The sequence below is a fragment of the Bacillus sp. B28 genome, from assembly GCF_029536185.1.
Taxonomy (GTDB): Bacteria; Bacillota; Bacilli; order Bacillales; family Bacillaceae; genus Bacillus; species Bacillus halotolerans.
In genome coordinates, this window is the sequence record NZ_CP120511.1 from 1618722 (window position 1) to 1637686 (window position 18965).

Here is an 18965-nt window from a genome sequence, read left to right on the forward strand (position 1 = left end):
TGGAGAATCGGCAGCCCTAATGACTTTAAGCTTGGGGTGTCGATTGATTTGACTACTAAAAAAACATCGCCTGATTTGTTATTGGTCATCATTACGTTATTATTATTAACAATTGGATTAATTATGGTGTACAGTGCGAGTGCGGTATGGGCGGATTATAAATTTGACGACTCATTCTTTTTCGCGAAACGGCAGCTGCTGTTTGCGGGCATCGGAGTTATTGCTATGTTCTTTATTATGAATGTTGATTATTGGACATGGCGGACATGGTCTAAATTGCTGATGGTTATCTGTTTTTTCTTGCTGGTGCTTGTTTTAATACCAGGCGTAGGCATGGTGCGGAACGGCTCAAGAAGCTGGATCGGAGTCGGCGCATTCAGCATACAGCCTTCAGAGTTTATGAAGCTTGCGATGATAGCATTCCTTGCTAAATTTCTCTCTGAAAAGCAAAAAAACATTACATCGTTCAGACGTGGATTTGTCCCGGCGCTCGGCATCGTGTTTTCCGCATTTTTGATTATTATGTGCCAGCCTGACCTCGGAACGGGAACGGTAATGGTCGGTACTTGTATTGTCATGATTTTTGTAGCCGGTGCGCGAATCGCCCATTTCGTCTTTCTCGGGCTGATCGGCCTGAGCGGATTTGTCGGGCTCGTACTGTCGGCTCCATACCGGATTAAACGGATTACCTCTTACTTAAATCCGTGGGAAGATCCGCTCGGCAGCGGTTTTCAAATCATTCAATCGCTATATGCGGTTGGGCCTGGCGGATTGTTCGGAATGGGGCTTGGCCAAAGCAGACAGAAATTCTTTTATCTGCCTGAGCCGCAAACGGACTTTATTTTCGCCATCTTGTCAGAGGAGCTTGGGTTTATCGGCGGGTCGCTTATTTTGCTTCTGTTCAGCGTGCTGCTGTGGAGAGGAATCAGGATCGCGCTCGGTGCACCAGATCTATATGGCAGCTTTGTCGCTGTGGGGATTATTTCAATGATCGCGATCCAAGTTATGATCAATATCGGCGTTGTGACGGGCCTTATTCCGGTAACTGGCATCACGCTGCCGTTTCTGAGCTACGGAGGTTCATCATTGACCCTGATGCTGATGGCTGTCGGCGTGCTGCTGAACGTGAGCCGGTACTCGAGGTATTAATGAATTTTATTAGTGAAGCGATCCTATGAAACAGGAAGCTGGGAAACAATTGATGCGATAACCCTGTCCATAAAAACAGGGTTATCGTTATGTTATAGAGAAACTGAGACTGGGGGAAGAGTTATGCGAATTGCAATAAGCGGAGGCGGCACAGGGGGACACATTTATCCAGCCCTTGCCTTTATCAAAGAGGTGCAACGCCGCCATCCTGATACGGAATTTTTATATATCGGAACAGAAAACGGATTAGAGAAAAAAATTGTAGAACGGGAAAATATACCGTTTCGTTCCATTGAAATTACAGGTTTTAAAAGAAAGCTTTCATTTGAAAACGTAAAAACGGTGATGCGTTTTCTAAAGGGCGTTAAAAAAAGCAAATCGTATTTAGCGGAATTTAAGCCGGATGCCGTGATTGGAACGGGCGGTTATGTGTGCGGGCCGGTTGTATACGCGGCTGCAAAAATGGGGATTCCGAGTATCGTTCATGAACAAAACAGCCTGCCGGGCATCACCAATAAGTTTCTTTCAAAATATGTTAATAAAGTAGCAATATGTTTTGAGGAAGCAAAATCACATTTTCCAAGTGAGAAAGTTGTATTTACGGGAAACCCGAGAGCCTCTGAGGTCGTCTCAATAAAGACGGGCCGCTCAATGGCTGAATTCGGACTCTCTGAAGAGAAAAAAACCGTATTAATCTTCGGCGGAAGCAGAGGCGCCGCACCGATTAACCGAGCGGTCATTGATATGCAGGATGCGCTGAAATCAAGAGCGTATCAAGTTCTGTATATTACGGGCGAGGTTCACTATGAGAAAGTAATGACTGAGCTGAAAAACAAGGGTGCAGCTGACAATATGGTCACAAAACCGTTTCTCCATCAGATGCCAGAATATTTAAAGGCAATTGATGTGATTGTAGCAAGAGCGGGTGCGACGACCATTGCGGAAATTACGGCACTAGGAATCCCGAGTGTGCTGATTCCAAGTCCGTATGTAACGGCGAATCACCAGGAGGTCAATGCGCGATCTCTCGGTCAGCATGATGCGGCGATTGTGTTAAAAGAAACCGAACTCAGCGGGGAAAAGCTGATTGAAGCGCTTGACCGGATTGTGCTTGATGAACAAACATTAAAGGATATGAGCGAACGGACAAAGTCACTCGGTGTTCCTGATGCGGCTGCCCGTTTATACAGCGTACTTGAAGATTTGAAAAAATAATAGAAAAGCAAATGGAATGCGGAGGTTTACGATGGAGAAAGTGATACAAGAATTAAAAGAACGCGAAGTCGGCAAGGTGCTTGCAAATGAACCGCTCGCAAATCATACAACAATGAAAATCGGCGGTCCTGCGGATGTATTGGTCATTCCAAGCAGTGTAGATGCTGTCAAGGACATCATGGATGTTGTAAAAAAATATGAAGTAAAGTGGACAGTCATCGGCCGCGGGTCAAACCTTCTTGTATTAGATGAAGGAATCAGAGGCGTGGTCATCAAGCTGGGTGCGGGTCTTGACCACTTGGAGCTTGACGGGGAACAAGTCACTGTCGGTGGCGGTTATTCAGTCGTGCGTCTTGCTACATCGCTGAGCAAAAAAGGCTTGTCGGGATTAGAATTCGCTGCCGGAATTCCGGGATCTGTCGGAGGGGCTGTCTATATGAATGCAGGCGCTCACGGGTCTGATATGAGTAAGATCCTTGTCAAAGCGCATATTTTATTTGAAGATGGCACGATCGAGTGGCTGACAAATGAGGAGATGGAATTCACCTACAGAACGTCCGTATTGCAAAAGAAACGCCCTGGTGTTTGTCTTGAAGCCGTTCTGCAGCTTGAACAAAAAGATAAAGAATCAATCGTTCAGCAAATGCAAAGCAATAAAGACTACAGAAAGAATACACAGCCGTATTCAAGCCCTTGTGCAGGAAGCATATTCAGAAACCCGCTTCCGAACCATGCCGGCAATCTAGTGGAAAAAGCAGGCTTAAAAGGATATCAAATCGGCGGTGCGAAAATATCGGAAATGCACGGGAACTTTATCGTCAATGCGGGCGGAGCATCAGCAAAAGATGTGCTTGATCTGATCGACCATGTGAAAAAGACGATCCGTGAAAAATACGAGATTGAGATGCACACAGAGGTTGAAATCATCGGTGAAAATCGCTGATTCAAGTTCTGAACTGAAGCTGTTCATATGATATACTGTAAGCAAACACAAACGGCATCATAGTATGCCGTTTGTTTTGGAATAGGCAGACTTTTAAGGCTGTTTCATTTGAATGAGGTGAACAGGCAATGAATCCGGGGCATGACCGAGAAAAAATCGTAAATATTGAAGAGCGGATCCCTAAAATTAAAGAGCAGAGAAAACAGAAGGCAAACCGCCGGCTTATTTCATTTATTATGCTCTTTTTTATGATGGTGCTGATCATCGTGTATCTGCAGACACCGATCAGTAAAATTTCATCAATCTCTGTTAGCGGCAATGAGAATGTTTCCAAAAAGGAGATTATTGATCTTTCCGATATCAAAAGCGGGGATACTGAATTTTGGAGTCTGGATAAGAAAAAAACAGCAAAAAAGATTCAGCAAAATAAATTAGTAAAAAAAGCAGAAATCAGCAAATCCCTTCCTAATAAAATCAACATTGCGATCGAAGAATATAAAGCGATTGCTTATTTAGAAAAAGACAATGTGTATTATGAAGTCCTTGAAAACGGTTCAGTTTTGCCAGACGAAGTAACGCCGGATGATGCGGGACCGATTTTGGTGAATTGGACAGACGCTAAAAAACGTGTTCAGATGGCCAAGCAGCTCGATGCTTTGTCAAATTCTATAAAACAATCGATTTCAGAAGTGTATTATACTCCTGTCAAAATGGATCAAAATCGAATTAAATTATATATGAACGACGGGTATGTCGTCACTGCATCCATCAAAACCTTTGCAGACCGAATGAAAACGTATCCTTCTATTATTTCACAGCTCAGCGGCAGTAAAAAAGGGATTATTCATTTAGAAGTTGCAACCTATTTTGAGGAGTTTGGAAAAAGCGATTCGTCTGCCAAAAAGGAAGATGGAAATTGAGGGGCAAATCAGTCGTCCTTCTTTCTTTGATTATGCTTATCGCCGGCTTTTTAATTTCTTTTTCTTTTCAGACGACAAGAGAAAACCACAAAAGCATGACAGAGACGGAAGAATGGAAAAAAGAATATGCCCTGCGGGATGAACTGCTGAAACAAGAGAAAGAAAACAAGGACCTTGAAAAAGAACTGTATCAAAAGCAGAACAAAGTCCGTCAGACTGAAAATAAGCTGAAAAACGAAAAAACCGAATACTATAACGTCCTGGAAGATGTAGAAAAGTACAGAATGTATATTGGGGAAGTCGGTGTACAAGGAGAGGGCGTTCAAGTGACTTTGGAAGATGCTTCTTACATACCGGAAGGAGAGAACGTGAACAGCTACATCGTTCACGAAAGCCATCTCTTTCAAGTCATAAATGAACTGTATATATCTGGTGCGGCAGCCGTCTCCGTCAACGGCCAGCGGCTGACCCATGATTCCTACATCAAGTGCAACGGGCCGGTCGTAACGGTAGACGGGGTGCAGCACCCCGCCCCGTTTGTCGTTTCTGCCATCGGAGATCCTGATGTCCTGCTTCCTTCGTTAAATATAGCAGGAGGCCTGATCGATCAGCTTTCTATGGATCATATTTCTGTTACCGCAGAAAAAAAGAAAAATGTACAAATGGAACCCATTCTGAAAACGAAGGAATGACTGGAAAAGCGGGTGAAGTGATTGAAAATAAAGCGTTCCTTCATTAGCATCAGCGTGCTTATGGTCATATTCGGCCTTATGATATCTGTTCAATTTAATTCTTTAAAGCATCCACAAGTCCGAGATACAAGAGATATGTGGGATATAAGAGAAGAGCTTACATCAGAGCAGAAGAAGCAGGAAGAGCTGCTGGCTGAAATTAAAAAGTATGATAAATTGCTGAATACCTATACACAAAACAAAGAATTGACAAAAGAAACAGCGCTCAATAATACATTACAAACCTTAAAAAAAACAGCCGGCATGACCGATATAACAGGTAGCGGAATTGTCATCACCCTTTCTCCGCTTTTTTCTGAAAGCGTAACTGGAGAGGCGGTCAAAAATCCACCGCCGGATTTACTAAAGAAGCTGATCAATGAACTCAACTCCTATGGTGCTGAGCATATCTCAATAAATGAGCGAAGAGTTGTGATTTCTTCAGTGATACGGGACATAAACGGCACAACAAAAATAGACGGATACAGCCTTGATGATTATCCTTTAACAGTAAAAGTGCTTGCTGAAGATCCGGACAAGCTGTACAGCAGGGTAAAGGGGTCCGATTTGGAGGATATCTTTGCTTCTGAAAATGTAGCGTTAAAAGCAGGTAAGTCTGACAGCAGCCTGACTTTAAAAGCTTATGACAGAGCAGTGGACGTACAACAGCTAAAACCGCTGAAAGACTAAAAGGGAGGAGAATTGTCATGTGGCTGCCCGTGCTTGGACTCGTGCTCGGAATAACGATCGGATTGATGACAAACTTAACGATACCGAGTGAATACTCAAATTATTTATCACTTGCGGTGCTTGCTGCACTTGATACTTTAATCGGCGGAATCAGGGCGCATTTACAAGGTACATATGATGAAATGGTATTTGTTTCCGGTTTCTTTTTTAATATTATATTGGCAATAAGTTTAGCTTTTCTGGGAGTCCATCTTGGTGTAGACTTGTATTTAGCAGGTATATTCGCATTTGGAGTCAGGTTATTTCAGAATATAGCCGTTATAAGAAGAAATCTACTAACAAAGTGGACTCTTTCTAAAAAAAATAAAAAAAATGTGATATAAAAGAGGATATACATAGGATATAACGAATATTTTCAATAAACATAAAATGTGAAAAGCACATAAGGAATATTCCGTTGTTATTTTTTGTTACACACTTGTAAAGCCACATTCATTGTATTGTTGTTCCGCAAATAATAGAATAGAAATGATCGAAATGTGAGGAGGTGCCATAGAATGAACAACAATGAACTTTACGTCAGTCTTGACATCGGTACGTCCAATACAAAAGTGATCGTCGGAGAAATGACAGATGATTCCCTAAATATTATCGGTGTGGGAAATGTACCGTCTGAAGGGTTGAAAAAAGGCTCAATCGTTGATATAGATGAGACCGTTCATTCTATAAGAAAAGCGTTTGACCAAGCTGAAAGAATGGTAGGTTTTCCGCTTAGAAAAGCTATTGTCGGCGTTAATGGAAATTATATCAATATTCAAGATACAAACGGTGTTGTAGCAGTTTCCAGTGAAAATAAAGAAATTCAAGTAGAAGATGTCCGCCGCGTCATGGAAGCGGCTCAGGTTGTTTCAATACCGCATGAACAGCTGATAGTCGACGTCATTCCTAAACAATTTATCGTAGATGGAAGAGATGAAATTACCGACCCGAAAAAAATGCTTGGTGTGCGTTTAGAAGTAGAGGGTACACTGATCACCGGTTCAAAAACAATATTACATAACTTGCTTCGCTGCGTTGAAAGAGCCGGTGTTGAAATAACTGATATTTGTCTACAGCCGCTGGCAGCCGGTTCTGCTGCTTTGTCAAAGGATGAGAAAAATCTCGGTGTGGCTCTCATTGATATAGGCGGAGGGTCCACCACCATTGCCGTGTTCCAGAACGGACACCTGACTTCTACCCGTGTCATTCCTCTCGGAGGCGAAAATATCACCAAAGATATCTCCATCGGATTGAGAACGTCCACAGAAGAAGCGGAACGTGTGAAAAAACAATTTGGACATGCCTACTATAACGAGGCTTCAGAAGATGAAGTATTTGAGGTAACCGTTATAGGCACCAATCAGAAACAAACATTTACACAGCAGGAAGCAGCGAATATCATAGAAGCAAGAGTCGAAGAAATTCTTGAGATTGCTTCAGAAGAACTTCGCAATATGGGAATTAGCGATCTGCCGGGAGGCTTCGTGCTGACAGGGGGGCAAGCAGCAATGCCTGGTATCATGTCACTAGCGCAGGATGTGCTGCAAAACAATGTCAGAGTGGCGAGCCCGAATTATATCGGTGTAAGAGATCCTCAGTATATGACGGCAGTTGGCATGATTCAATTCGCCTGCCGGAATGCAAGAATTCAAGGCAGAAAAATTGGCTTCAAGATGCCTGAAGAAGCGATACAGGAAATCGCCGTCTCATCAGCAGAGGAACAAGAGCAGCATCATCACCAAAATGAGATGCAGCAACGGCCAAAAGGAAAACAAAAAACACAAGCCGAACATAACAAACAGAGCAAAATGAAAAAACTATTAAGCATGTTTTGGGAATAGATAGATAGTCATTCGGCAGATTAGGAGGATTTAGCATGTTGGAGTTCGAAACAAACATAGACGGCTTAGCATCAATTAAAGTAATCGGAGTAGGAGGCGGCGGTAACAACGCGGTCAACCGAATGATTGAGAATGAAGTGCAAGGAGTAGAGTACATCGCGGTAAATACGGACGCTCAAGCTCTTAACCTGTCAAAAGCGGAAGTGAAAATGCAAATCGGCGCAAAGCTGACTAGAGGATTGGGAGCAGGTGCAAATCCGGAAGTCGGAAAAAAAGCCGCAGAGGAAAGCAAAGAGCAGATTGAAGAAGCGTTAAAAGGCGCTGACATGGTATTCGTAACAGCTGGTATGGGAGGCGGAACAGGAACAGGTGCCGCACCGGTTATTGCGCAAATCGCAAAAGATTTAGGAGCATTAACAGTCGGAGTCGTTACAAGACCGTTTACGTTCGAAGGTCGCAAAAGACAGCTGCAGGCGGCGGGCGGAATTTCTGCAATGAAAGAAGCGGTGGACACGCTGATTGTGATCCCGAACGACCGTATTCTTGAAATTGTTGATAAAAATACGCCGATGCTTGAAGCATTCCGTGAAGCTGATAACGTACTCCGTCAGGGGGTTCAAGGTATTTCTGACCTGATCGCTACTCCTGGTCTCATTAACCTAGACTTTGCTGATGTGAAAACGATCATGTCAAACAAAGGATCTGCTTTAATGGGTATTGGTATTGCGACTGGAGAAAACCGTGCTGCAGAAGCTGCGAAAAAAGCCATTTCCAGTCCGCTTCTTGAAGCAGCAATTGATGGCGCGCAAGGCGTCTTAATGAACATTACTGGCGGAACAAATCTGAGCCTTTATGAAGTTCAAGAAGCAGCAGACATTGTCGCTTCTGCATCTGATCAGGATGTAAACATGATTTTCGGTTCTGTTATTAACGAAAATCTTAAAGACGAGATTGTGGTTACTGTGATTGCCACTGGTTTTATCGAACAGGAGAAAGATGTTACGAAACCCCAGCGTCCATCATTAAACCAGAACATCAAATCACATAATCAGAGTGCTCCAAAACGTGAGCCGAAACGAGAGGAACCGCAGCATCAAAATACAGTCAGCCGTCAAACCTCACAGCCGGCTGACGATACGCTTGATATTCCGACATTCTTAAGAAACCGCAATAAACGCGGCTAATTGAAAGGGCAAAATCGTTTTCGATTTTGTCCTTTTTTATTTTTTCCTCAACCATTTCCATTCATCTCTTATGCCTTTTGCACTATGTCTTCCTACACATAACAACAAATCAACCTATTATACCTACTGATATTTCGTGACCATATCATCATTTTCATTTATATGGAAATAAGATGACAGAAAACGACAATATCTGTAATTGAGATTGTCTACAGTTAACGTACAGCGAAGCTTTGACAAACAAATTGAATGTTAAAGGAGGGACGACATTTTTTTACAAAGTGGTTTAAAAAAGGGGGATGAAAAATGAGGAAACAAACGAAAAACAGACTGATCAGTTCTGTTTTGAGTACAGTTGTCGTCAGTTCACTGCTGTTTCCGGGTGCAGCCGGGGCAAGCAGCAAAGGTGCTGCTTCTTCTGTAAAACAGGAGCTTCAATCTTCTGAATCGATTCAAAATAAGATTTCCAGCTCATTAAAGAAAAGCTTTAAAAAAGAAGAAAAAACTACCTTTCTGATCAAATTTAAAGATCAAGCTGACACCCAAAAAGCAGCAAAATCAGCTGTCAAAAAAGCGAAATCTAAAAAGCTGACCGCTGCTAAAACGGAATATCAAAAGCGTTCGGCCGTCGTGTCTTCGTTAAAAGTGACAGCTGATGAAGCTCAGAAAGACGTCTTGAAATATTTAAACAGCCAGAAAAATAAAGGGAACGCCGATGATATTCACTCCTATTATGTGGTAAATGGAATTGCTGTACATGCTTCAAAAGAAGTCATGGAGAAAGTGGCGCAGTTCCCTGAAGTAGAAAAGGTGCTTCCGAATGAAAAACGGCAGCTTTTTAAGTCATCCGCTTCCCCATTCAATATGAAAAAAGCACAAAAAGCGATAAAAGCAACTGACGGTGTAGAATGGAATGTAGACCAAATAGACGCACCGAAGGCTTGGGAGCTTGGCTATGACGGAACGGGTACGGTTGTCGCCTCCATTGATACCGGGGTTGAATGGGAACATCCTGCATTAAAAGAAAAATATCGCGGGTTTCATCCGGAAAGCCCAAATGAGCCTGATCATGACATGAACTGGTTTGATGCTGTAGCGAACGAGTCAAGTCCATATGATGATCTTGATCACGGTACTCATGTAACAGGTACAATGGTTGGTTCTGAGCCTGATGGCACGAATCAAATTGGTGTCGCACCTGGTGCAAAATGGATTGCTGTTAAGGCGTTTTCTGAAGATGGCGGGACAGATGCTGACATTTTAGAGGCTGGTGAATGGATTTTAGCTCCAAAGGACGCAGAGGGCAACCCTCATCCGGAAATGGCTCCGGATGTCGTCAATAATTCTTGGGGCGGGGGCTCCGGCCTTGATGAATGGTACAGAGATATGGTCAATGCGTGGCGGGCGGCCGACATTTTCCCGGAATTCTCTGCGGGAAATGCTGACCTCTTTAACCCGGGAGGACCTGGTTCTGTTGCGAATCCTGCTAATTATCCGGAAGCGTTTGCGACCGGAGCGACTGATATTAACAAAAAGCTTGGCGATTTTTCACTCCAGGGACCGTCGCCATACGATGAAACAAAGCCGGAAATTTCTGCTCCAGGCGTAAACATCCGGTCTTCAGTTCCCGGCCAGACATATGAAGACGGTTGGGATGGCACGTCGATGGCAGGACCGCATGTTTCTGCTGTTGCTGCGCTATTGAAGCAGGCAGACGCCTCACTTTCTGTCGATGAGATGGAGGATATATTGACAAGCACGGCTGAGCCATTAACGGATTCTACATTCCCTGACTCTCCGAATAACGGATACGGTCATGGTTTGGTGAACGCTTTTGATGCCGTATCAGCGGTTACAGACGGTTTAGGAAAAGCTGAAGGGCAAGTTTCTGTCGATGGGGAAGATGACGAGCAGCCTGGCTTTCAGCATGAGAAAGTAAATGAAGCTTATGAAGGTGCCAGCCTTCCGCTTACCTTGACAGCTGAAGACAATGTGAGTGTGACATCCGTGAAATTGTCCTATAAGCTGGATCAAGGCGAATGGAACGAGGTCAAAGCTAAACGAATCAGCGGAGATCATCTGAAAGGAACGTACCAGGCGGAAATCCCAAATATAAAGGGGACCGCATTAAGCTATAAGTGGATCATTCAGGATTTTGGCGGCCATGTTGTCGAGTCTGACATATATGATGTATCCGTGAAACCTAGCATCACTGTTGGATACAGGCAGGATTTTGAAACAGAACCAGGCGGCTGGCTTACGAGCGGAACAAATAATAACTGGGAGTGGGGAGTTCCGGAATCAGGCCCTAATGCAGCTGCATCAGGAGAAAAAGTATATGGGACAAACCTGACTGGAAATTATGCCAATGGTGCGAATATGAATCTCACTATGCCTCCAATTGACGTGCCTGATTCAGGCAGCCTGTTTCTTCAATTTAGAAGTTGGCACAACCTGGAAAATGATTTTGATTATGGCTACGTTTTTGTTTTACCGGAAGGCGAAACGAATTGGGAGCAGGCAGGGGCCTATAACGGAAAGACTTCAAACTGGACCAGCGAAGAAATTAATTTATCCGCATACAGAGGCCAAAACATTCGAGTGATGTTTAACCTTCAGTCTGATGAAAGCATTGCAAAAGAGGGCTGGTACGTTGATGATGTTCAGCTTTCAGACAAATCTTCCGGGAAAACAGCCAAAAAGAATAAGCTGGGCGTACAAAAACCGGCAGAAAAGCAAAAGAAAAAAGCGGTTAATCCAAAAAAGGCTAAGCCGTCAACGAATACAGCTGCCAAAACAAAACATAGTGCTGATATGCAGCCGCAAGCATTGCCGCTCAGAGCACAGGTCAGTGTGGTTGAAACAGGAAAATCAACCTATTCAGATCAATCAACCGGACAGTACAAGCTGACGCATAAAGCAGGAGACTACACGCTTATGGCAGAAGCTTACGGCTATCAATCGAAAACGCAAAAAGTGTCTTTGCAGGCAGATCAGACAACCCAAGCTAATTTTACGTTAGAAGAAATAAAGAAAGGCACATTAAAAGGCACTGTCATCAATAAAACAACAGGAGAGCCGGTAAAAGGCGCTTCCGTCTATGTTATCGAGGATGCCGCTGTTGAACCGGCAACTACAAACGACAAAGGAGAATATACACTTGAGGCCTACGAGGGCTCTTACACCATTAAAGTGGCTGCACCGGGCTATTACAGTGATGAATTTTCCGTTGATTTAAAAGGTGATATCACAAAAGAAACTGTGCTGAAGCCTTTCGTCGGATATCCGGGCGAGATCGGATATGATGACGGAACAGCGGAGAATGCAAATTCCTATTTCGCGGCCGGAAACGGATGGGCGGTTAAAATGTCACTTGCTGACGGCAAGGAAAAAGGCATGCTGACAGGAGGGCTATTCAGATTCTGGGATACGGAGTTCCCTGATCCTGGCGGCACAGAGTTTAAGGTCGAGGTTTACGATGCTTCAGGGAAAGATGGGGCACCCGGCAAAAAAATTGCGGGACCATATAACGCGGAAGCTCTTCGTAATGGCGAATGGACGAAAGTCGATCTCAGCTCGAAGGGGATTATGGTCGATAAAGACTTTTATCTTGTCTATATCCAGTCAAAACCTGATCCATATTCACCAGGCTTGGCAATGGATGAAACCGGGCAGTACTCAGATCGCAACTGGCAGTATGTTAACGGAGCATGGCAAAAAGGAGATAAAGAAGACGGCAACTATATGATTCGCGCGTTAGTCGATTATGAAGCTGCCGTACCTGATATTACTTCTCCTGAAGATAAATCATACACCAATAAAGAGAACGTCACGGTAAAAGGAAAGGCATCTCCGGGGACGACTGTAACCCTTTATAATGGTGATAAAGAAGCAGGAGAAACGAAAACTGCCGCAGATGGCACGTTCGAGGCAGGAGTTTCACTCAGCAAAGGGGAAAACAAGCTGACAGCGGCTGCATCAACAGACTCCGGAACGACAGATGCTTCAAGTCCTGTCACGGTCACACTTGATCAAGACAACCCTGAACTGACACTCGACAATCCAAAGGATGGCGAGAAAATCAATAAAGAAACGCTGACTGTTAAAGGCACTGTTTCAGATGACAACTTGAAAGAAGTAAAGGTTAATGGCAAAAAAGCAACGGTCACAGACGGTTCCTACTCTGCCCGTATCCTTTTGGAAAACGGAAGCAACAAAGTAAAGGTGACAGCCACTGACTTAGCAGGCAACAAAACGACGAAAAAAGCTGTCGTTGATGTGAATTTTGACCAGCCAGTCATTACTGGACTGATTCCTGGTGAGGACAAAACCTTAAAAGCCGGTGAATCGGTCAAAATCGCTTTTTCAAGCGCGAAAGGCGCAGATGCAACGTTTGTCATTCGCCTGCCGCTCACAAATGCAAGAGCGAATGTACAAAACGCTACCGAGCTGCCGTTAAGAGAAATTTCTCCGGGACGATATGAAGGCTACTGGACAGCAACATCTTCTATTAAAGCAAACGGAGCTAAAGTAGAGGTTATCGTTCGAGACGATTACGGCAATGAAACTAGAAAAACAGCGAATGGAAAACTTTATATCAATACTGAAAAGTAAGTGTAAGAAAGCTGCCGCTCTTGGCAGCTTTTTTTCTATATCCTCTCATTTATTCCCTCGACAAATTAAGCAGTTATCCCTGAAAAATTGTATGGGCCTCTCAACATTAATTGACAGACTTTCCCACAGAGCTTGCTTTATACTTATGAAACAAGAAGGGGAACAGCGTGATGCAAGAAAGAAAGGGGTCAGGTGTGAAAATCTATTTAGATATCATTTGGCTGTTAAACTTTTGTTTTGACGCACTGTTGCTTTTACTGACGGCTTTTATTTTAAAACGCCATGTGAAAAAAAGAAGATTGATAGGCGGCGCATTTATCGGTTCAAGTATTGTCCTTTTGATGTTTACTCCTTTCTCGCCGATCGTTGAGAACCCGGCCGGAAAGCTCGCTTTTTCGGTTGTCATTGTGCTCGTGACATTCGATTTTAAGCGATTTCGCTATTTCTTTCAAAATTTGTTTTCCTTTTATTTTGCTACTTTTCTAATGGGAGGGGGAATCATCGGAGCACATTCATTGCTGCAGTCAAACTCTATTGTCAGAAACGGTGTCATGATCACCAATCAAACCGGATTTGGCGACCCGATCAGCTGGATGTTTATCGTGGCTGGCTTTCCCGCATTATGGTTTTTTTCCAAGGGAAGAATCGAAGATATTGAAACAAAAAACATTCAATATGAGGAACGAGTCAGGGTACAGGCGGACCTGGGCGGCCAAACACTGCACGCAAGAGGCCTGGTGGATTCCGGCAACCAGCTGTATGATCCGCTCACAAAAACGCCGGTCATGATTCTTCACATTGATAAGCTTGAACCAATTTTCGGAGAGGCTGAAACGATGATTATCCGAAATGCAGACCCGATGGAAGCGATTGAACAGCTTGATGATTCGTTTCGTTTTTTAGATAAAATGAGGCTGATCCCATATCGGGGAGTAGGCCAGCAGCATCAATTTTTATTATGTATCAAACCGGATCATGTAACGATTATGACAAAAGATGAAATGATTTCCGCGGATAAATGCTTAATCGGCATCAGCACGTCAAAGCTGTCGGCAGATGGAGATTTTGACGCGATTATTCATCCGAAAATGCTGTCCGGAAAGGCCATTAAGCACGTATCCTAATGTTCGCAAATGTCCGTTACTTATCATACTCATAAGACGTGACATTTAGAAGGGAGAGGAAGATGAAAAAACTTAAATTGCGGTTGACGCACCTCTGGTATAAGCTGCTGATGAAACTGGGCTTAAAAAGCGATGAAGTGTATTACATAGGCGGGAGTGAAGCTTTGCCGCCGCCATTATCAAAAGACGAGGAGCAGGTTCTATTAATGAAGCTCCCAAGCGGCGACCAGGCGGCCCGCGCTATTTTGATCGAACGCAACCTGCGGCTTGTCGTCTATATCGCACGGAAATTTGAAAACACGGGAATTAATATTGAAGATTTAATCAGCATCGGCACCATTGGATTAATCAAAGCTGTGAATACCTTCAATCCGGAAAAGAAAATCAAGCTGGCTACATATGCCTCTCGCTGTATCGAGAATGAAATCCTGATGTATTTAAGGAGAAACAACAAAATCCGTTCAGAAGTTTCTTTTGATGAACCGCTTAATATTGATTGGGACGGCAATGAGCTGCTGCTTTCTGATGTGCTGGGCACGGATGACGACATCATCACAAAGGACATTGAAGCAAACGTAGATAAAAAGCTTCTGAAAAAAGCGCTCGAACAGTTAAATGAGAGGGAGAAACAAATCATGGAACTGCGTTTTGGGCTTGTCGGCGAAGAGGAAAAGACCCAAAAGGATGTTGCGGATATGATGGGGATTTCCCAATCCTATATTTCCCGTCTGGAAAAAAGAATCATTAAAAGATTGCGAAAAGAATTCAACAAAATGGTGTAAAAAAATTTTGCGGGTTAATCCCTTGATTCTACAAGGATTTCCCAATTATGACTATTTTTCGGTTTGAGTGCAGTGCATATTTTTCCCACCCGAGGAGATACTTAACGTTGTACAGCAGCTCCTGTAGGGAGGGAAAAAAGTGTCGAGAAATAAAGTCGAAATCTGCGGGGTGGATACCTCCAAATTACCCGTACTCAAGAATGAAGAGATGAGAAAGCTGTTTAGGCAATTGCAGGACGAAGGTGATGATTCAGCCAGAGAAAAGCTTGTAAACGGGAACTTGCGTCTTGTCTTAAGTGTCATTCAAAGATTTAATAACAGAGGGGAGTATGTTGATGACTTATTTCAAGTCGGCTGCATCGGACTAATGAAATCCATTGATAATTTTGATCTAAGCCACAATGTTAAGTTCTCAACATACGCTGTACCTATGATTATCGGAGAAATCCGCAGGTATTTGCGCGATAATAACCCGATACGTGTCTCGAGATCACTCAGGGATATCGCATATAAGGCACTTCAGGTAAGAGAGCGGTTAATCAGTGAGACAAGCAAGGAGCCGACGGCAGAGGATATCGCCAAAGTTCTTGAAGTACCGCACGAAGAAATCGTGTTCGCACTCGACGCCATTCAAGATCCGGTATCTCTTTTTGAACCGATCTACAATGACGGCGGAGATCCGATTTATGTCATGGATCAAATCAGTGATGAACGCAACAAAGATACACAATGGATTGAAGAGCTGGCTTTGAAAGAGGGCATGAGAAGACTGAACGAGAGGGAAAAAATGATTTTAAGAAAACGGTTCTTCCAAGGAAAAACGCAAATGGAAGTAGCTGAAGAAATCGGCATTTCCCAGGCACAGGTGTCCAGACTGGAAAAGGCAGCAATCAAACAAATGAATAAGAATATTCATCAATAGCATGCACGCTGAAAGCCTTTAAAACAATTTCTGTTTTAAAGGCTTTTCTATTTGGAAACGAGCGGTTTACGTTTTCGAAAAAGTAAGGTATCCTAGTCCGTACACAGTTTTGTGAAAATTAAAATAATTATTTGGCTTGGAAAGAGGAGGACCACAATGATTTTGAAGCTTGACAATGTCTCACTAAAACGGGATGGAAAATGGATACTAAAGGATATTCATTGGAAAGTAGAAGAAAAGGAGAATTGGGTGCTTTACGGATTAAACGGAGCTGGGAAGACCGCGCTGTTAAATATGTTATGCTCTTACTATTTTCCGACAGCAGGCGAGATGCAGGTGCTTGGTCATGTATTCGGAAAAACGGAGCTGGGAGATAAACTCAGACGAAAAATCGGCCTTGTCTCAGCGGGTCTTCAGCAAAAATTGTATCCGGCAGATTCAGCTTTTGAAATTGCTCTGAGCGGGGCATATGCTTCGATTGGCTTGTATGAAACACCAAGTGCGGAAATCAGAGAAAAAGCGATTGCCCTGCTCGAGGACTTAGGAGCCATTGATTATGCCGACCGCCGCTACGAAACTCTTTCTCAAGGAGAGAAACAAAGAGCTTTAATCGCAAGAGCGCTAATGGCTGATCCGGAGCTGCTTATACTGGACGAACCAGTTACAGGACTTGATTTTATTGCCCGGGAAAAACTGTTAGATACGATTACGCACATTGCAAGCAGGGAAAATGCGCCGTCTATTCTTTATGTTACGCATCATGCAGAAGAAATTTTGCCGATATTTGATAAAGCCCTCTTGTTAAAAAAGGGAGAAGTCTTTAGGTCAGGACAAATGAAAGACATGCTGACAGACGAATCACTTTCTTCTTTTTTTGATACGCCGATCCATGTATTATGGAATCAGGATCGTCCGTTTTTAACAAGAGTTGAGCCGGTAACAAATGCATAACAACATACGATTCATCCTGGGGGTGCTTTCGAAGCTGAGAGAGACGCTTGTCTCAACCCTTATTGACCTGATCTGGATCATACCAGCGGAGGGAAGCGGTGAAAAAAGCGGAGAATGCAGCAGCTTGCACTCTGCTTTCTTTATTAAGCCGTTTCATGAATATGAAACGGCTTTTTTCTATTAAAAATAGGAGCGGATAACATGATTGATCAAGTAGAATCTTTACTGAAAAAAGCGGAAGAACAAAAGGACGAGCTCATTGAGCTTGCGAAAACGCTGATTTCTTTTAAAACACCGGCGCCGCCTGCGAGAAATACAGACAGCATCCAAACATGGATTGCGCAGTTTTTGCTTGAACGGGGATTTTCCATCGACAAATGGGACGTTTATCCAGGAGATCCCAATGTTGTGGGTGTTTTAAAGGGAACAAATTCAGCCGCCTATCAAAGTTTAATCATCAATGGGCATGTCGATGTGGCAGAGGTAAAAGAGGGCGAGGATTGGGTGCATGACCCGTTTTGTCCCAGTGAGAAAAACGGTTTCTTAATCGGCCGGGGCGCTTCAGATATGAAAGGCGGAATGGCCTGTGTGCTGTTTGCTTTAAAGCTGATTCGTGAAGCGGGCGTTGAGCTCCCGGGCGATTTGATTCTGCAATCGGTCATCGGGGAGGAAGTCGGAGAGGCCGGCACGCTTGAATGCTGCAAAAAGGGCTATCACGCAGACTTTGCAGTTGTGGCGGATACGAGCGATATGCATATTCAAGGCCAAGGCGGAGTGATTACAGGCTGGATCGAAATGAAAAGCAGTCAAACGTTTCACGATGGAACAAGACGGAATATGATCCACGCTGGCGGAGGAACATTCGGGGCGAGCGCAATCGAAAAAATGGCAAAAATCATTTCTGGACTCGGTGAGCTGGAGCGCCATTGGGCCATTATGAAAAGCTATCCCGGCTTTACCCCCGGTACAAACACAATTAATCCCGCTGTTATAGAAGGAGGCAGACATGCGGCCTTTATAGCGGATGAGTGCCGATTATGGATTACCGTCCATTTTTATCCCAATGAAACGCATGAAGAAGTGGCTGCTGAAATAGAAGATTATATCAACAGGCTGAGTGACAGTGATATTTGGCTGAGGGAAAACCGTCCTGTCTTCAAATGGGGAGGCTCTTCAATGATTGAAGAAAGAGGAGAAATTTTTCCGGCCTTGGAAGTTGATCCGGCTCATCCCGGCGTTTTAGCCCTTACGGCGTCACACGAGGAGATCAAACAGGAACGCCCGATCATTGACGTTTCTCAAACCGTAACCGATGGGGGATGGCTTTATAATGCCGGTATTCCAAGCGTGATATACGGACCGGGCGATTTATATAATGCTCATGCCGTTAATGAAGAGGTATCGATTAAGCAGCTCGTAGATTATACGAAAATCATGCTCACGTTCATCATAAGATGGTGCAGCCGCAAAAAAGAACAATGATATGAAAATTTCTCCTTGCTGACAAGGTTCAGCCCGCCCGTTCATATACTAGAAAAAAAGGACCGAAAAAGGACGTGATGGGATGATCAGCATTTCAGAATTTCAAGTAAAGGATGTCGTCAATGTCTCTAACGGAAAAAAATTAGGGAGCATCGGTGATATTGATATCAATGTCACCACAGGAAAAATTCAGGCGATTATACTAGGGGGAAATGGAAAAGTTCTCGGTTTTTTTGGAAAGGAAGAGGAAATGGTCATTCCTTGGCGAAATATAGTTAAAATCGGAGAAGATGTCATTTTAGTCCGATTAAGTGAATCCAATGTTTAACCTGCTTTTTTGCCGCTGATTGTCAAATGCCGGAAGTCTGAACTCTTCCG

Annotated in this window: 16 protein-coding genes and 1 riboswitch; all 16 genes read left to right on the top strand. The window is 43.7% G+C overall.

What is annotated here, in order from left to right; translation table 11 throughout:
- Nucleotides 1–48: 48 nt before the first annotated feature.
- The 16 genes from spoVE (at nt 49) to P3L57_RS08275 (ending at nt 18915) form a co-directional block, all read left to right on the top strand.
- Nucleotides 49–1149 carry a stage V sporulation protein E gene (gene spoVE, locus P3L57_RS08200; protein ID WP_003221421.1) on the top strand — a complete coding sequence of 367 codons (1101 nt, stop codon included), beginning with the start codon at nt 49–51 and terminating at the stop codon, nt 1147–1149.
- A 123-nt stretch (nt 1150–1272) separates the two neighbouring features.
- A complete protein-coding gene (gene murG, locus P3L57_RS08205; RefSeq protein ID WP_044155976.1) occupies nt 1273–2364 on the top strand; it encodes an undecaprenyldiphospho-muramoylpentapeptide beta-N-acetylglucosaminyltransferase in 1092 nt (363 codons plus the stop codon).
- Between the two features lie 31 nt (nt 2365–2395).
- Nucleotides 2396–3307 (top strand): UDP-N-acetylmuramate dehydrogenase, encoded by a 912-nt coding sequence (gene murB / locus P3L57_RS08210; protein WP_024121317.1) that lies wholly within the window; start codon nt 2396–2398, stop codon nt 3305–3307.
- A 128-nt stretch (nt 3308–3435) separates the two neighbouring features.
- Nucleotides 3436–4227 (top strand): cell division protein FtsQ/DivIB, encoded by a 792-nt coding sequence (locus tag P3L57_RS08215; protein ID WP_059335834.1) that lies wholly within the window; start codon nt 3436–3438, stop codon nt 4225–4227.
- The gene (locus P3L57_RS08220) at nt 4224–4919 is read left to right on the top strand and encodes a DUF881 domain-containing protein (RefSeq protein WP_069486501.1); all 696 of its coding nucleotides are present in this window, start codon (nt 4224–4226) and stop codon (nt 4917–4919) included. Before P3L57_RS08215 ends, P3L57_RS08220 begins: the two co-directional genes overlap by 4 nt.
- A gap of 21 nt (nt 4920–4940) precedes the next feature.
- Entirely contained in the window at nt 4941–5648 is a 708-nt protein-coding gene (locus P3L57_RS08225; protein WP_044155972.1) for a DUF881 domain-containing protein, read from the top strand.
- A 17-nt stretch (nt 5649–5665) separates the two neighbouring features.
- Nucleotides 5666–6031 carry a small basic family protein gene (locus P3L57_RS08230; RefSeq protein WP_010334164.1) on the top strand — a complete coding sequence of 122 codons (366 nt, stop codon included), beginning with the start codon at nt 5666–5668 and terminating at the stop codon, nt 6029–6031.
- Nucleotides 6032–6205: 174 nt separating this feature from the next.
- Nucleotides 6206–7528, top strand: a complete 1323-nt coding sequence (gene ftsA, locus P3L57_RS08235) for a cell division protein FtsA (RefSeq protein ID WP_024121323.1) — start codon at nt 6206–6208, stop codon at nt 7526–7528.
- Nucleotides 7529–7563: 35 nt separating this feature from the next.
- Complete coding sequence (ftsZ, locus tag P3L57_RS08240; RefSeq protein WP_024121324.1) at nt 7564–8712, top strand: cell division protein FtsZ; 1149 nt, start codon at nt 7564–7566, stop codon at nt 8710–8712.
- A 306-nt stretch (nt 8713–9018) separates the two neighbouring features.
- Complete coding sequence (locus P3L57_RS08245; RefSeq protein WP_069486502.1) at nt 9019–13326, top strand: S8 family peptidase; 4308 nt, start codon at nt 9019–9021, stop codon at nt 13324–13326.
- Between the two features lie 194 nt (nt 13327–13520).
- Nucleotides 13521–14450, top strand: a complete 930-nt coding sequence (gene spoIIGA / locus P3L57_RS08250) for a sigma-E processing peptidase SpoIIGA (protein ID WP_069486627.1) — start codon at nt 13521–13523, stop codon at nt 14448–14450.
- Nucleotides 14451–14512: 62 nt separating this feature from the next.
- Nucleotides 14513–15232, top strand: a complete 720-nt coding sequence (gene sigE / locus P3L57_RS08255; protein WP_024121327.1) for an RNA polymerase sporulation sigma factor SigE — start codon at nt 14513–14515, stop codon at nt 15230–15232.
- A gap of 139 nt (nt 15233–15371) precedes the next feature.
- Entirely contained in the window at nt 15372–16154 is a 783-nt protein-coding gene (gene sigG, locus P3L57_RS08260) for an RNA polymerase sporulation sigma factor SigG (protein ID WP_010334169.1), read from the top strand.
- A gap of 156 nt (nt 16155–16310) precedes the next feature.
- A complete protein-coding gene (locus P3L57_RS08265) occupies nt 16311–17105 on the top strand; it encodes an ABC transporter ATP-binding protein (protein WP_069486503.1) in 795 nt (264 codons plus the stop codon).
- 8 nt (nt 17106–17113) lie between these two features.
- Nucleotides 17114–17216, top strand: a riboswitch (TPP riboswitch).
- Nucleotides 17217–17306: 90 nt separating this feature from the next.
- Nucleotides 17307–18587, top strand: a complete 1281-nt coding sequence (locus tag P3L57_RS08270; protein WP_069486504.1) for an acetylornithine deacetylase — start codon at nt 17307–17309, stop codon at nt 18585–18587.
- Between the two features lie 82 nt (nt 18588–18669).
- Nucleotides 18670–18915 (top strand): YlmC/YmxH family sporulation protein, encoded by a 246-nt coding sequence (locus P3L57_RS08275; RefSeq protein WP_044155967.1) that lies wholly within the window; start codon nt 18670–18672, stop codon nt 18913–18915.
- The last annotated feature ends 50 nt before the right edge of the window (nt 18916–18965 follow it).